The sequence below is a fragment of the Micromonospora sp. NPDC047762 genome, assembly GCF_043204655.1.
In the GTDB taxonomy this organism is placed as follows: domain Bacteria; phylum Actinomycetota; class Actinomycetes; order Mycobacteriales; family Micromonosporaceae; genus Micromonospora.
Map to the genome: position 1 here is coordinate 248,478 of NZ_JBIDCQ010000001.1, position 15,486 is coordinate 263,963.

Annotated in this window: 12 protein-coding genes; 5 read left to right on the plus strand and 7 right to left on the minus strand. The window is 69.6% G+C overall.

The features are described from left to right. The first annotated feature begins 14 nt into the window (after window positions 1-14). The 5 genes from ACGF3C_RS01245 (at window position 15) to ACGF3C_RS01265 (ending at window position 6,419) form a co-directional block, all read left to right on the plus strand. A complete protein-coding gene (locus ACGF3C_RS01245; protein WP_393217639.1) occupies window positions 15-1,226 on the plus strand; it encodes a CapA family protein in 1,212 nt (403 codons plus the stop codon). A gap of 154 nt (window positions 1,227-1,380) precedes the next feature. Continuing rightward, a complete protein-coding gene (locus ACGF3C_RS01250; protein WP_393217641.1) occupies window positions 1,381-3,585 on the plus strand; it encodes a HAMP domain-containing protein in 2,205 nt (734 codons plus the stop codon). Between the two features lie 2 nt (window positions 3,586-3,587). After that, a complete protein-coding gene (gene pgsB / locus ACGF3C_RS01255) occupies window positions 3,588-4,865 on the plus strand; it encodes a poly-gamma-glutamate synthase PgsB (RefSeq protein WP_355005072.1) in 1,278 nt (425 codons plus the stop codon). Further along, complete coding sequence (locus tag ACGF3C_RS01260) at window positions 4,862-5,347, plus strand: poly-gamma-glutamate biosynthesis protein PgsC/CapC (protein WP_355005071.1); 486 nt, start codon at window positions 4,862-4,864, stop codon at window positions 5,345-5,347. Before pgsB ends, ACGF3C_RS01260 begins: the two co-directional genes overlap by 4 nt. Window positions 5,348-5,372: 25 nt before the next feature. Beyond that, window positions 5,373-6,419 carry an NlpC/P60 family protein gene (locus ACGF3C_RS01265; protein ID WP_357227923.1) on the plus strand — a complete coding sequence of 349 codons (1,047 nt, stop codon included), beginning with the start codon at window positions 5,373-5,375 and terminating at the stop codon, window positions 6,417-6,419. A 24-nt stretch (window positions 6,420-6,443) separates the two neighbouring features. Here the strand turns inward: ACGF3C_RS01265 and ACGF3C_RS01270 are convergent, their stop codons facing one another. From ACGF3C_RS01270 to ACGF3C_RS01300, 7 genes are all read right to left on the minus strand, one after another. Continuing rightward, on the minus strand, window positions 6,444-7,367 hold the full coding sequence (locus ACGF3C_RS01270; RefSeq protein WP_393217643.1) for a hypothetical protein: 924 nt from the start codon (window positions 7,365-7,367) through the stop codon (window positions 6,444-6,446). A gap of 56 nt (window positions 7,368-7,423) precedes the next feature. Further along, window positions 7,424-8,401, minus strand: a complete 978-nt coding sequence (locus ACGF3C_RS01275) for a carbohydrate kinase family protein (protein ID WP_357227928.1) — start codon at window positions 8,399-8,401, stop codon at window positions 7,424-7,426. A gap of 14 nt (window positions 8,402-8,415) precedes the next feature. Continuing rightward, window positions 8,416-9,861, minus strand: coding sequence for an adenosylhomocysteinase (ahcY, locus tag ACGF3C_RS01280; RefSeq protein WP_393217645.1), 1,446 nt, complete (start codon window positions 9,859-9,861; stop codon window positions 8,416-8,418). 87 nt (window positions 9,862-9,948) lie between these two features. Next, on the minus strand, window positions 9,949-12,024 hold the full coding sequence (locus ACGF3C_RS01285; RefSeq protein WP_393217647.1) for a multicopper oxidase family protein: 2,076 nt from the start codon (window positions 12,022-12,024) through the stop codon (window positions 9,949-9,951). A 105-nt stretch (window positions 12,025-12,129) separates the two neighbouring features. Beyond that, complete coding sequence (locus ACGF3C_RS01290) at window positions 12,130-12,789, minus strand: response regulator transcription factor (RefSeq protein ID WP_357221975.1); 660 nt, start codon at window positions 12,787-12,789, stop codon at window positions 12,130-12,132. Then, window positions 12,786-13,904 (minus strand): sensor histidine kinase, encoded by a 1,119-nt coding sequence (locus tag ACGF3C_RS01295; RefSeq protein ID WP_393217650.1) that lies wholly within the window; start codon window positions 13,902-13,904, stop codon window positions 12,786-12,788. Before ACGF3C_RS01295 ends, ACGF3C_RS01290 begins: the two co-directional genes overlap by 4 nt. A 131-nt stretch (window positions 13,905-14,035) precedes the next feature. After that, window positions 14,036-15,331, minus strand: a complete 1,296-nt coding sequence (locus tag ACGF3C_RS01300; protein WP_357221971.1) for a cellulose binding domain-containing protein — start codon at window positions 15,329-15,331, stop codon at window positions 14,036-14,038. Window positions 15,332-15,486: the final 155 nt, after the last annotated feature.

Genomic DNA, 15,486 nt, shown 5'->3' on the forward strand with positions numbered 1-15,486 from the left:
ACTAGCCTGTCGCGGTGGCGAGCAATTCTCAGGTGAGCGGCGGGTTCTCCGGCACGCTACGGGCGATCCTCAGTTGCGTGATCGCACTGGCGGTCGGGGTCGGGGCGATCTATGTCCTCGGACCCTGGTCCGTTGAATCTCCCGCGCCGGCAGACCCGCCCCGCCCCTTGGGGGCCCCGGTGAAGGCGGCCGGACGGACGGTATCCGTGCTCGGCGCCGGGGACATCCTGCTGCACCCCGAACTGTGGGACCAGGCCCGGCGCGACGGTGGCGGCGAGTTCGACTTCGCCCCCATGCTGGCGCCGGTGCGGGAGACCGTTTCCAGCGCGGACCTGGCCCTGTGCCACCTGGAGACCCCGCTGGCACCGCCGGGCGGCCCCTACATCGGCTTCCCGAAGTTCAACGTGCCGCAGGAGGTGGTCAAGGGCATCAAGAGCACCGGGTACGACGGTTGCTCCACCGCCTCGAACCACACGATCGACCAGGGGTACGACGGCGTCAAGCGAACCCTCGACGCGTTGGACAAGTCGGATCTGGGGCACACCGGCAGCTACCGGACCGAGCGTGAATCCCGCACCGTCAAGATCTATCGGGCCAAGGGTGTGAAGGTCGGACACATCAGCTTCACCAAGAGCTTCAACGGTCTGCGCCCGCCCGCCGACAAGGAGTGGGTGGCGAACCTCATCGACGTGAAGGCCATTCGGCGGGACGCGGCGGCGGCCCGGGAGGCGGGCGCGGAGATCGTTGTGGTCAGCCTGCACTGGGGCACCGAGTACGAGCACGAACCGGACGTCGACCAGCAGACCTGGGCCCGTCAGATCGCCGCCATCGACGACGTGAACGTCGTCTTCGGGCATCACGCACACGTCGTCCAGCCGGTGGAGCGGATCGGCGACACCTGGATCGTCTACGGGATGGGCAACCAGATCGCCCGGCACGCCGAGCCGGTGAACGCCAACCGTGACGGCGCGATGACCCGGGTGACGTTCGGTCCGGCCGGCGAGACGAAGAGGTGGAAGGTGGTGGCCATCGAGGCGATCCCCACCTTCGTTGATCTGAATCCGGACATCCGTCTGGTCGATCTTGAGCGGGCGTTGGCGGATCCGGCCCTCTCCCCGGGGCGCCGCCGGATCTACGAGGCCGCGGTCGAGCGGATCGAAGGCAACCTCTTAACCAGGGCCGCCGACAGCGCAGGCCTGGTGGTACGCGGAGTGCCGCGTAAGTAACAACCGCAACTGAGCCGACACAAAGGCGAAATCGTCACAGATCTCGTGGTGGCACACCTTGCTAGCATTCGCGGCGGCCAGCGGCCGTCGCCTGGCTGACGAGCTGGACAGGCAGCGGTCCAGGGAGTAGCTCCACGGGGAAGGTTGTCGTTTCGTGTCAGGCAGGTCGGCGCAGTACGCGCCATGGCAGTCGACGGCTGGGCCCGCAGACGATCATGAACAGTTGCTGGCCTGGAGGCGACGGGCGCTCGACCAGCAGTTGCCGGCTGCGTCCTTTCCCGCCGGAACGAGCGCACCCTCACTCGTCTATCTCTGGACCACGATGTTCGTGGTCGCCATGGCGATCCTCGGGTTTGCGGTCAGCGCCGAGCGCGGGGTGCTCCCAGCCGTCGTCGACTCCCAGCGGGACGTCGTGTCCAAACTGGCCTCGAGCATGCAGACCGAGGCCCGCAGCCGGGCGACCAACCTCAGCCGGACCGTGCAGGACCGGGGCACCACGAGCGACACCGATCTGCTGACCCGCCTGGTCGGGGAGGGCGCCGGCTTCACCGGCGCGGTGATCGTGGAAACCGCCTCCCGGCGACCTCTCGCCGCCAAGGGCGCGGCGCTACCGCTCGACCTCCTGCCGCCGGTGCTGGAAGTCGACAGGACGATCGCCGCCACCACGGCTGATGGCCCGGTGCTGGTCTATGCCGTCGCGCTGGACGACACCCGGGCAGTACTCGCACTCCAGCAGGTCACCATGCGGAACCTGCGACTCAACCCGGACGCGGGACATGGCGTCCACATGATCGGCCCCGACGGCAAGAGCAGCCTGATGCAGGGGGCCAGTGCGGTCGACGCCGTGCACCTGCCGACCGTCTTCGCCGGCCTGGCCGGGTCCGACTCGCCCCAGAGCCGCGAGGTGGTGGTCAAGGAGTGGACGGACCGCAGGCTCGTGGTGTCGTCCGCGCCGGTGGGTGAGACCGGGCTCGTGGTCGTCTCCCTGCTCGCGGCGGACGTGAGCGCGGGGACCTCGGGCACCAAGGGGGTGCTGCTCGGGCTCAGCCTGCTGCTCGTGACACTGCTCAGCTTCGTACTCATGCGCATGTCGCTGGTCCGGCCGGTCCGGGCGCTGCTGAACCAGGCCAAGGCCGACGCCTGCGGCGTGATGACCCGGCGCCGTCCGCCGATGCGCATCCGCGAGGCGCACCGGATCACCCGGGCGTTGGCCCTGGCCTCCGGCGACCAGTACCCGCTGGACCAGCGTTGGCGGCCAACCGTCCTCCAGGGCCTGACCGTCGCCGTGGTGGTCGCCATGCTCTGGCCGGCGGCGGCCACGGTGGTCGCGTTGCAGGCTCCCGATCCGACGATTCCCGTGCAGTTGGTGCGGGATGCGGAGAGCCGGGCAGAGGAGGCCAGCAACGCCCTCGGGCACCTGCTGGATGACGGCCTGACCACCGTCTCCCGGGTCTCGCAGGGGATCACCTCGAAGGACCTCGGGCAGGCGGACCGGACCCTTGACCGGGAACTCGCCGCCGAGCAGCGGCTGCGGGCCTTGTACCTGGTCGACCACGACGGAAAGATGGTGGCCGGCGCGGGCCGGAAACCGCTGCGGACCGTCGCGCCACTGCCAGGCGAGGTCGGCGTCCATCTCGACGACACAGCCGAGCGGTTGCCGCTCGTGTACGCCTTCAACCAGCGCGCCGACGGCTTCGCTGTGATCGGTGAGTTCGACCCGGACCGCCTGCTCGGGCTGGTCCGTCGGGTGGATGGCCGCGTCCGGGTCGTCGACGCCGAGCTGCGGACGATCCTGGACTCGGAGGGGTTCCAGGCGTTCCAGCCGCTACAGGGAGAGTTGGCCCGAAGCGTCGCCGTCGAGGTGCTGCCAGGCAGCACTGTTGGCCGGTCGACCACCGAGGACGGTACCCCGGCGATGGTCGCCGCCTCCGGTCTGACCGTGCCGACGACAGTCGCCCACCTTGAGTGGGCGGTCGTGCTGGAGCAGGACGTCGCCGGGTTGCGCCTGCCGACGATGGTGGAGCGGCGGTGGACCCTGCTGGTGGCCGGGGCCGTGGTGGGCATCGCCCTTCTCACCCACCTGTGGCAGCTCTACATCTTCGTCCGGCCGTTGCGGAGGTTGAGCTCCTTCGCCGAGCGGATGGCCGACGGGACCGTGGATCTGCCCGTCCCGCCGCAGCGCCACGACGACATCGGTGCGATCGCGATGTGCCTGGAGATCTGTCGCCAGGTCCGACACACCGGGTCCGCCCGATTCGGTGGTGCGCTGCGGCTACGCGGCGCGGGAGCCGACCGGACCAGCGTCCTCGCCCGCGTCCGGCACGCGGCGGGGACCCGCAACCGGGCGACGAAAGGCTGAGCATGTTCTACCTCTACACCGTCTACAGCCTCTGCTGCCTCGCCCTCCTGGTGGCCGGCGTGATCGAGCAGCGGAACCACAACCGCAACCTCGACACCATCCCGCACCGGGTGCTCGTCAACGGGATCCGTGGCAAGAGTTCGATCACACGACTCTGCGCGGGCGCGTTGCGCGGCGGCGGCAAGGTGGTGGTGGCCAAGACCACCGGCACCGCCGCGAGGTTCATCTTCCCCGATGCCAGCGAGGAGCCGGTGCACCGCAAGTTCGGGATCGCCAACGTGGTCGAGCAGATCGGCATCGTCCGGCGGGCCGCCGTCTACCACCCGGATTCGCTCGTCATCGAGTGCATGGCGGTCATGCCGGCATTGCAGGAGATCAACCAGAGCAAGCTCATCAGGTCCACCATCGGGGTGCTCTGCAACGTCCGCGAGGACCACCTCGCCGAGATGGGGCCGACCCTCGACGACGTGGCCCGGTCGCTGAGCCGGTCGATGCCCGAGGACGGCATCTGCATCACCGCGGAGAAGGACCGACTGGCGATCCTGGAGAAGGAGGCAGCCAAACGGAACTGCCGACTGATCGCGGTCGACCCCGAGTCCGTGACCGACCAGGAGATGTCCGGCTTCGGCTGGATCACCTTCAAGGAGAACGTGGCCATCGCACTCGCCGTTGCCGAACAGCTCGGCGTCGACAGGCACAGCGCGCTCACCGGCATGTGGTCGGCCCCACCCGACCCGGGAGTGCTCTCCGTGGCCCGGGTCCTGTACGGCGACAAGCGCGTCCGCTTCGCCAACATCTTCGCCGCCAACGACCCGGAGTCGACGTACATGAACATCGAACAACTGGAGAAGCAACGGCTCATCAGCAAGCCGTTGACCATGGTCATCAACTGTCGACCGGACCGGGTGGAACGGAACGGCCAGATGGGTACGCTCGCCGGCCGGGTACAGCCGCAGTGCATCGTGCTCATCGGTGAGATGACCCGCAGCGCCAAGGTCAACGTCCCCGCCGAGTTGCAGAGCCGGGTGGTCGACCTGGGCGGCAAGCTCCCGTCGGAACGGCTGATCAGCGAGGTCATGGCGGTGACGGCGGAGGATGCCTCCATCGTCGCCGTCGGGAACATCCACGGGCAGGGTGAGGTGCTGCTGCACGAGCTGGCCGCCCTGCCGAGCTGGGAACCGCAGGACCACAGTCGTGCCGAATCGATGCTCCGTCCGCCGACCGCGCGCGCCTCCGCCGTGGACGGCGAGACCGTGTTCCTGGGAAGGACCTACCGGTGACATTCGGAGGAGAACTGAGCGCCCAGCTGGCCACCGCGTGCCTCGGCATCGGCCTGGTCTTCGCGCTGCTCTGCTATCTCACCACGAACCTCTCGCCAGGCGGGATGATCACGCCGGGCTGGATCGCGCTCGCGCTGATCGAGGACCCGCTCCAGGCTGCGGTGATCGTGGTCATGACCGTCGTCACCTACGCCCTCACGCGGCTGATGCAGCGCATGGTGATCCTCTACGGCAAACGCCTCTTCGCCGCGATCGTCCTGCTCAGCGTCCTCCTCCAGATGACTCTGTTCGTGATCGTCCAACGGGACCTGCCGCTGCTCTTCGCACACCAGACCCTGGGCTTCGTGGCACCGGGGCTGATCGCCTACCAGCTCGTGCGCCAGCCGCCGAAGGCGACAGTGCTGGCCACCGTCATGGTCACCGTCATCACCTACGGGGTGGCGTTCAGCGGCGTCGTGGCCGGCTTCGTGCCGGTCACCTGAGGCCCCACACCGACGAGGAACAGGCATGAACTACCGGACTTACTCCCGCAGCCGCGCCATGCTGATGACCGTCGCCGCCTTCGCTCTGCTGAGCGGCGGCAGCACCTTCGCCTACGTCATCGCCCGGCACAGCGCGGCGGATCCGATCGAGCTGAGCCTCGGGGCGCAGGCCGCGCAGGCCGCCGTGACCAGCGGCTCCGGCTACAGCTACCGACGGTTGGCCGCACCGAACCGGACGCAGATGGTCGACGCCAAGGGCAAGACCGTCGCGATCATGACCGACGGTGCCCGCACTGTGCACATCAGCGGCCCGAAGCGGACGTTCGCCGAGTCGCGGTTCACCAAGGCCAAGGTCCCCGCCGAGCTCTGGGTACGACTGGCACCACGGGAGTGGCGGGCGGGTGCCGAGAAGGAGAAGTGGTTCACCGACTGGTTCCGTAAGGCCCGTACCGACCGCTCGCCCGACGTGCTGGCGGTGGCCCGGGAGTACACCTACGTCGCCGTGCCGAAGAAGGACGCGAAAGGCCGGCAGTACTCCGGCGACGCCGCCTTCGGGCCTCTGTCGGACATCGACCCGGACGGTCGCGCCGAGAACTCCGACTTCTACGACTACCTCGGCGTGTCGTGGGAGTTCCCCGACAAGAAGGAGAAGCCGACGGCGTCGCACATCCGCAGCCTGGACTGCTCGGGCTTCCTGCGCATGGTCTACGGCTACCGGATGGGCTACCCGCTCCTCGGCACGAACAACGCCGGCCCCGGCCTGCCCCGGCGGGCGACCGCGATGGCCTCGGTGGGACCAGGGGCCCTGCTGATGCCGAACACCGGCAAGCGGGCCCGGGAGCTGGATCGGCTGCTCCCCGGCGATCTCCTGTTCTTCAACGCCGGGCCGGTGCAGGGCGCGAACATCGAGCACTCCGGCATGTACCTCGGCGTCGACGACCGGGGACACCACAGGTTCATCTCGAGCCGTACCACCGCGAACGGCCCGACCATGGGTGACCTGGGTGGGGAGTCCATCCTGGACGGCACCGGCTACTGGGCCCTGCGCTGGCGGACGGCCCGCCGGATCTGACCTCGACGGCGACCCTGCGACGGGTCAGGCCACGGCGAGCTGCGCCGCGAGCACGTCCGCGACACGGCCACGGGCCTCGGCGTCCCGCCGGACCGACCAGCTCAGCTCCAGGTGGACGAAGACCGCTTCCAGCTCCGCCGCGGCCCGGCCCTGCTGGTTGGTCTTACCCTCAAGCTGGCCGCACTTCCGCACCCACGCCCGACAGGTGTTCAGCCCGGCCCCGGAGAGGCCGTCCGCGATCCGGCGGGCCACCGGGGTCACCGGAGCCGACCCCGTCGACACCACCGCGTCGGACGTGGGCAAATTCCGGTCGGCGAAGCCGTGCAGTTGGATCTGGTCGAGGTCGTTCCTGGCGAGCTCGGCCGCCAGGGTGTGGAACAGCGAGCGGTCGTTGTGGGCGACGTCCGCGTCGCTGTCGGCGGCCTGCCGGTGTGCCCCGGCGACGAGCAGCACGCTTGCCGGCGTCTTCCGGTAGACGGCCAGGCCCAGCTTCTCCGTGTTGATGTCGAAGCCGGGGTGCGGCACCTCGATCACCGTGCGTGGGGCGGTGCCCCGGTCCACCAGCACGGCACCCCAGGAACGATCGTCCGACCCATCGGCGAGGTAGAGCGCGAACGGCCGGTCGGTGACCGGGTCCGTACCATGATGAGCCCGGAAGCCGAGGTCACCGAAGACCTGATCCAGGTCGTTGGCGGCAGTCGGCTCGGTGACCAGCGACCGCGCTGCCCGCCGGGCCGTCGCCCGCTCCTCCGTGTCCGGGTCACGGTAGGGGTTGTCCCGGGAGAGGCCGGCGGTCAGCTCATCGATCAGCACCTCGGGATCGGGCCCTCGCTGCTGTTCGGATGTCGGCTTGGCGTCGGCGCACGCCCCCGAAACGAGCAGTGCCAGCGTCGCCGCGGCGATCAGCCCGCGGCGAGTTGAACCCGCGGCCGGAAGCGGTGTACGCACCCGTGCAGGCTAGCCGATCACCCCCGGGTGCCTTCCGGCTCGGCCGGCTGGCCCGGTCAGACCCGGGCCAGCCCGAGCGCGCGCACATCCACCGCCACGTCGGGGCCGTAGGACTCGACGAGGCGGCGCTCGAAAGCGTCCGCGTCGATCGTGTATTCCTGTGGACCCTCGACCTCCAAGACGTGCGCCGCCAGAACACAGCCGACCTGCGCCGCCCGCTCGATGGGCAGGTCTGCGGCGAGCGCGGCGAAGAAGCCGGCCCGGAAGCCGTCGCCGACGCCTGTCGGGTCGACGATGTCGCCCACCCGGGCCGCCGGCACCAGGACGTCGCCGTCCCGCCCGGTGATCCGTACCCCGTTGGCGCCCAGCGTCACGACCCGCACGCCCACGCGGCGCAGGATGTCGTCTTCGCTGAGCCCGGTCTTCGACTCCAGCAGCGCCGCCTCGTACTCGTTCGTCAACAGGTAGCCAGCGCCGTCGATCATCGCCTCGATGTCGGCCGACGGCATCCGGGCCAACTGCTGTGACGGGTCGGCGGCGAAGGGCAGGCCCAGCCGACGGCAGGCGGCGGCGCGGGCGAGCATCGTGTCCGGGTTCTCCGCGGCGACGATGACGAGCCCGAGCCCTCCGGCACGCTCGGCGACACCGTCGAGGCTGATCCGGTCGGGCTCGCCCATCGCGCCGGGATAGAACGATGCGATCTGGCAGAGGTCGGTGTCGGTGGTGCAGATGAACCGGGCGGTGTGGGCGATGGAGCTGACCTGCACCTCCGAGCAGTCGACCCCGTGCCGCTCCAGCCAGCTGCGGTAGTCGCCGAAGTCACCACCGACCGCGCCGAGCAGCACCGGCCGGTGCCCGAGTTGAGCGAGCCCGAAGGCGATGTTGGCGGCGACCCCGCCGCGCCGGACGACCAGGTCGTCGACGAGGAACGAGAGCGAGACGCTGTCGAGGCTTCCGGCGATGAGTTGCTCGGCGAACCGCCCCGGAAAGCGCATCAGATGGTCGGTCGCGATCGAGCCGGACACGGCGATCATGCGGAGGGGCCCTCTCAGTAGCGGTAGTGGTCGGGCTTGTAGGGCCCTTCGACCGGGACGCCGAGGTAGCTGGCTTGTTCCTTTGTCAGTTCGGTGAGGTGGACACCCAGCGCGGAGAGGTGGAGTCGGGCCACCTTTTCGTCCAGGTGCTTGGGGAGAGTGTGGACACCGATCGGGTACTGGTCGGTCCTGGTGAACAGCTCGATCTGCGCGATGGTCTGGTTGGCGAAGCTGTTCGACATCACGAAGCTCGGATGCCCGGTGGCGTTGCCCAGGTTCAACAGCCGGCCCTCGGACAGCACGATGATCGAGTGGCCGTCGGCGAACCGCCACTCATCCACCTGCGGCTTGACGGTGATCCGCTCGACATCGTCGCGTTTCGCGAGACCTGCCATGTCGATCTCGTTGTCGAAGTGGCCGATGTTTCCCACGATCGCCTGGTGCTTCATCCGCGCCATGTGCTCGTTGGTGATCACGCTGAGGCAGCCCGTCGCGGTCACGAAGATGTCCGCGGTCTCGACCACGTCGTCGATGGTTGCGACCTGGTAGCCGTCCATCGCCGCCTGGAGGGCGCAGATGGGATCCACCTCGGTCACGATGACCCGCGCACCCTGACCACGCAGACTCTCGGCGCATCCCTTGCCGACGTCGCCGTAGCCGAACACCACGGCGACCTTCCCGCCGATCAGCACATCGGTGGCCCGGTTGATCCCGTCGATCAGCGAGTGCCGGCAGCCGTACTTGTTGTCGAACTTGCTCTTGGTCACCGAGTCGTTCACGTTGATCGCCGGGAAGAGCAGGTTCCCTGCCTGCTGCATCTCGTACAGCCGGTGCACGCCCGTGGTGGTCTCCTCGGTCACTCCCCTGATCCCGGCCGCGACCCGCGTCCAGCGGCGGTTGTCCTCGCGCAACGACCGCGTCAACACACCGAGGATGACCTCGTACTCCTCGGAGTCCGCGCTCTCCGGCGACGGGACCGCGCCGATCGCCTCGAACTCGGCGCCCTTGTGCACCAGCAGCGTGGCGTCACCACCATCGTCGAGGATCATGTTCGGGCCCTGGCCGTCCGGCCAGAGCAACGCCTGCTGGGTGCACCACCAGTACTCGTCGAGGGATTCGCCCTTCCAGGCGTAGACCGGGGCACCCGCCGGGGCGTCCGGGGTGCCGGTCGGGCCGACCACGATCGCCGCCGCCGCGTGGTCCTGGGTGGAGAAGATGTTGCAGGACGCCCACCTGACCCGAGCGCCGAGCGCCACCAACGTCTCGATCAACACGGCCGTCTGGATTGTCATGTGCAGCGAGCCGGTGATCCGTGCGCCCTTCAACGGCTGTCGCGAGGCGAACTCCCTCCGGATCGACATCAGACCCGGCATCTCGTGCTCGGCCAGCTCGATCTCCTTACGCCCGAAGGCTGCCAGCGACAGATCCGCCACCTTGAAATCGCTGAAGTCACCAGTCATGTCCGCACCTCCCCCACCAGTGTCGAGAACCGATGGAGCTCGGTTCAACCGCGCACTTGCTCGGTGGGGAAGACGCGACGGGTCCGTCTACTCCGGCTGGTTGGGAGTGCCGCGACCCAGCTCATAGGGGGACGTCACGCCCTCGTAGGCGAGGTGCATCACCATGCCGTTGGCCGCGTGGTCGAGGTTGTGGCAGTGGTCCATCCAGAGACCCGGGTTGTCCGCCGTGAAGCCGATTTCGTAGATCTCGCCCGGGATCACGTCGAGGCTGTCGATCCACCACGGTGACCCGGTCGCGGCGACACCGTTGCGGGACAGGACCAACGCGTGATGGCCGTGCAGATGCATCGGGTGGTTCTGGTGACTGCGGTTGACGATCCGCACCTTGACCACGTCGTCCGTCCGGACCATGAGCGTCGGCGTGTCGGGGAAGCTGTGCCCGTTGATGATCGGCACCAGGTGGAGACCCCCGTTGTAGAAGGACAGCCGGTCGTCGAGGAGCTGGGTGAACGAGCGGTCGTACGACGAGCCGGCGTCGAAGGGCCGGGAGCCGCCGGAGCCGTACGACAGCGGGTCGAACCGGTCCCCGTCGTCGACGATCCTCGGCGTCGACGTGTCGTCCGGTGGCGCCAGGACCAGCCCGGCGTCGCGGTTGGCGAGGTCCGTCAGCCGCACCGGGACCGCCGGCATCGTGAACGTCACGTCGTAGCGTCCACCGGTCGCCAGCCCGAACCGCGGGTCGGTCAGCGGGGTCGGACCGTTGACGTCGACCCCGTCGATCGCCGCCACCCGCACCGGTGCGCCGTTGACCGTCAGGGACCGCGGACGGCTGTCGGTGGACGGGTTGTTGTCGGTGTTGACCAGACGCAGCCGCACCGGCGTGCCCGGGGCGACCTCCTGGCGTTGCAGCGTGTCACTCGTGCCGAACGAGACGATGGTGTCGGTCGGCGTACGCCACTCGTGGGCCTGCACGACGAAGTCACGCTCGCCGGGTGGTGGGCCGTCGCGCGGCTCGACGATCAGCGCGCCGAACAGGCCCCGCCTGATCGCCTCCAGTGGGTTCTGGTGGGTGTGGTACCAGAAGGTGCCGACCTGCTCGGCGAGGAACCGGTAGGTGAAGCTGCCGCCCGGCTCCACCGCGTTCTGCGTCGCGCCGGCCACGCCGTCCTCACCGTTGGGGACGTCGAGACCGTGCCAGTGGATGGTCACGTTCTCGTCGGGGATCTCGTTGTGCAGCGTCACCTCGACGAGGTCTCCCTCGCGGACCCGCAGCTCCGGCCCGGGCGACTGTCCGTTGTATGTCAGCGCATCGATCTCCGCGCCCGACGACAGCCGTACCGTCGCGTTCTTCGCGGTCAGCGTGAAGGCCCTGTCGGGCTTGCCGGTCCGCGGCCCACGCAGGTCGTCGACGGACACCCCGCCATGACCGCCGTGACCGAACGACGGGCCTCCGCCGTAGTCGACGTTGTCGTGCGACATCATGCTCATCCGGTCGGGCAGCCTGCTGCTCTGCGCCACGTAGGTGATGCCGGCGGCGACGACCAGCACCACGACGGCGGCCTGCGCGGTGGCGCGCAGACCGCGGGCCCGCCGGTCCCGGCGCGCGAAGTCGGTGGCGGTGACGACCCGCAGGCGACGCCCCTGCCAGAACCACAGCACCACCGCCGACAACAGGATCGGCGCGGAGTGGGTCGCGATGTCGTCGAGGTAGGACGGGACCGGACGGGACACGTACGCGACGTGGACGCCGACCACTGTCGCCACGGCCGCCACCTGAACCGGCACGACGAATCGGGGGTCGGCGACGGCGGAGCGCATCCCGGCGTCGACCGGTGCGTCGACGCGGTTGGCCAGGGCGCGCAGGCCCGGCACGGTCCAGAGTGCGACGGCCAGCATCGGCAGCAGCAGGAGCGGCATCTGCACGATCACGCGGTTGTCGGCAAAGATCCAGTCGACGGCGAGCATCAGCCCGATCGCGACGCACTTGATTGCGAGCACCACCAGCGCGGCGACGAGCAGACGCAGCAACCGACGGGCGCTCTTGTGCAGCGCATCGGGCGTCGGCCGCCAGGCCAGCCGCGTGGCGAGGATCGCCGCGGACAGCCAGATCAGGAACAGGACCCCGGCCAGGATCCCGTCGGCGTTCTCTCCGACCTCAAACATGACGCCAACGTACGAAGGCTGCGTACCGCGTGGCATCCGCTGAGGAACGGCCGGTGCGTACGGGAATCGCCGTAGCCAGCACCACCCGGGAAACAGGGGCCGTAGTCAGCGGCCGGGCGCGACGAGCCCCGTCTGGTAGGCGAGGACGACGAGTTGCGCACGGTCGCGGACGCGGAGCTTCACCATGGCTCGGTGGACGTGGGTACGGGCCGTGGCCGGGCTCATCGACAGCCTGCGTCCGATCTCCTCGTTCGTCAGCCCGATGGCCACCAGGCTCATCACCTCGCGCTCGCGGTCGGTCAACACCGCCAGTCGGCCGCCGTCGACGGGCGTCGGTGCGACAGTGCTGACGAACGCGCTCACCAGCCGGCTCGTCACCCGCGGCGAGATCAACATGTCGCCGCCGGCCACCACCCGTACCGCCTGGCGCAGCTCGTCGGGCTCGATGTCCTTGAGCAGGAAGCCACTCGCGCCGGCCCGCAGCGCCTCGAAGACGTACTCGTCGAGCTCGAAGGTGGTCAGGACGATGACCCGCACGGCCGGGAACCGTTCGACGATCGCGGCCGTGGCCCGCACGCCGTCGAGCACCGGCATTCGCACGTCCATCAGCACGATGTCCGGCCGGGTCGCGGCGACCATCTCGACAGCCTGGGCGCCGTTGGACGCCTCACCGACCACCTCCAGGTCGTCGCTGTGGTCGAGCAGGCCCCGGAAGCCGGCCCGCACGAGCGTCTGGTCGTCCGCCAGCACGATCCGGATCGTCACGCTGTCTCCCCCACCTCGACCGGCAGCCGCGCGGCCACCCGGAACCCCCCACCCTCCGGCCGGGGCCCGGCCTCAAGGGATCCGCCGGCAGCGGTGGCCCGTTCCCGCATGCCGGCCACCCCATGCCCCCGCCGGCCAGCCCCGGACCCGACTCCGTCGTCGACGATCTCCACTGTGACGGCGTCGCCCGCGTAGGCGATCGTGACGTCGACGGTCGTCGCTCCGGCGTGTCTGACGGTGTTGGTGATCGACTCCTGCACGATCCGGTAGACCGAGAGCGCCACCTCCGGCGGGATCGGGCGCGGAGTGCCCGCGATTCCCGACCGCACCTTCACGCCGGCCTGTTCGGCGACCGCGAAGACCCGCGCCAGATCGGGCACCTCACCGGCGTCGCGGAGCATGCCGATCGCCGAGCGGACCTCGTGCATGGCGTCACGGGCCGCGCCCCGGATGCTCCGCAGCGCCGCCCGCGCCTCGGCCGGCTTGCTGTCGAAGACGTCGTCGGCGAGGCTCGCCTGCACACTGATCGCGGCGATCGTGTGACCAAGTACGTCGTGGACCTCGCGGGCGATGCGGAGCCGCTCCTGGGCGACCTCGTGTTGACGCTCCTGGCGCATCACCGCGAGACGTTGCTGTGCCTCGGCCAACCGGACCCGGCGGGTGCGGATCGTCTCGGCGAGCAGCACCACTGCCGCGAGCAGCGAGCCCTCTTCGAGGGTGGCCGAGAGAGCGGGAAAGAAACCCTCGCCGAGCAGCGTGTACCGCATGATCAGCTCAAGGACGACGAAGAACCCGGCGACGACGAGCGCCCAGGTGAACCGGCCGGCGGCCGCGACGGAGAAGAGGGCGGCGGCCAGCGGGAGGGCGGGCGGGATGCCCGGGTACTCGAGGATGTAGTAGATCATCAGCGCGGTGACCGAGCCGACCAGCACCAGCAGCGGCCAGCGGCGCCGGAAGACCAGCAGCAGCCCGATCACCGCGCCGATCGCGTAGGCGCGCGCGTCCGGCGGCCGGGCGCCGGGCTCGTCGGCGACCCGGATCGCCACCGCGACCACGGCCGCGACGACGACCGCGATGAGGGCATCGATCGCGATTCGCCTGGCGGCCGGGTTCATGTCCGCAACGGTACGACGCGCGCACGGTCCGTCAGCGAAGGGCCCTTCCCGACCGTGAACTGTCCGCAAAGGCCCGTCGGCTCAGCCGCGGGGCCCGGAGCCGGTCGGCTCCGGGCCCCCCTCTGCCGGACTCAGGGGCTGGTGCAGGTGACGCCGCTGGGTGCCGTGGCACCGTTGCCCGTGGCGGTGAACCCGAAGGTGGTCGACGCGCTCGGGCCAACTGTGCCGTTGTAGGCGGCGTTTCTGACCGTGACGCTGCCGGTGGTGCCCGTGTTGACGCCACTCCACAGACTGCTGATGGCCTGACCACTGGCCAGAGTCAGGCCCACCGTCCAGCCGTTCAAGGGCGCGGTGGAGGTGTTGGCCACTGTCACCTCGACCTGGAAGCCGCCGGGCCAGGTGTTGGTCGTCCGGTAGGTGGCAGCGCAGGTGCCGGGCCCCCCGGTCGGCGGCGGGCTGGTCGGCGGATCGGTCGGCGGGTCAGTCGGCGGATCGGTCGGCGGGTCGGTCGTCGGCGGCGTGGTCGACGCGAACTGGCTGAAGAACCTCCAGATCTCCCCCGACGTCCAGGTCCGCGAGTCGTTGGGGCTGCCCGAACCGTCCACCGGGCTCGGGGTGTGGTCCCCGTCGAACGCCGCCCACTGCACCGGGTAGCCGGCCCGGCAACCCGCGTACGTCGTGGTGATGTGGGTGAGGCTGCCTCGGCTCGGCTCCCGTGGGCTCTGCGCGGTGCAGCCGTTGTTTCGTACGAACGTGTCGCGCAGTTGCCGACCCTGGGAGATGTTTAGCACGCTGTCGTAGATGCCGTGGATGCCGAAGTAGGCGACCGGCTGCGTGCCCCCGTTGCACCCGCTGAGGTTCGCGCCGGACAGGACGGTGACCGCGCGGATGATCGTGGGCCGGGCGCACGCCACCGCGTAACTCATCGCTCCGCCGTAGCTCCAGCCCAGGGCGAAGCGCTGGGTGGTGTCCACGCACAGATCGTTCTCGATCTGCCGGGAGATGTCGTCGAAGAGGGTCAGGTCCCGACCGTTGGTGTTGGCCCAGCCGGCGTTGAGACCCTGCGGGGCGACGAAGATCGCGCTGTTGTTCGACAGCGGCTGGAGCCCGTAGTAACCGGCCGAGGTGACATTGTTGGCCGAGCCGTTCAACCAGTGGAAGCCGAAGATCAGCCGGTAGGGGCGGTTCCGGTCGTAACCGTCCGGGATCCGCAGGTTGTACGTACGACTCTGTCCGCTGCTCTGAATCGTCCGCGTCCCGCTGGCGAGCGTGGGGGCCTTGCCGCAGCCGGCGGTCGCCGCGAGGGTGCCGTTGGTGGCGGCCACCGCCGTCGCACCGAAGCCGCCGCTCAACACGCCGCCGGTGGTGGCCGCGAGAACAAGCGCCGCGGCCGCGATGGATGGGAGGAAGAACCTACGTCTCAGCATTGCTGGGGCTCCTTGCCGTTCGACGACCAACAGTGGTCGCCTGGCATCGACGGGGGCCCGGACTGGTCACCGACCGGGAAGGCGGCGGGAGGGGGCGGGCCCCTCGGCGCGTCTTCGCCGCTGGCTCGGGTGACCGGGAGCGTGCCCTTCACTCC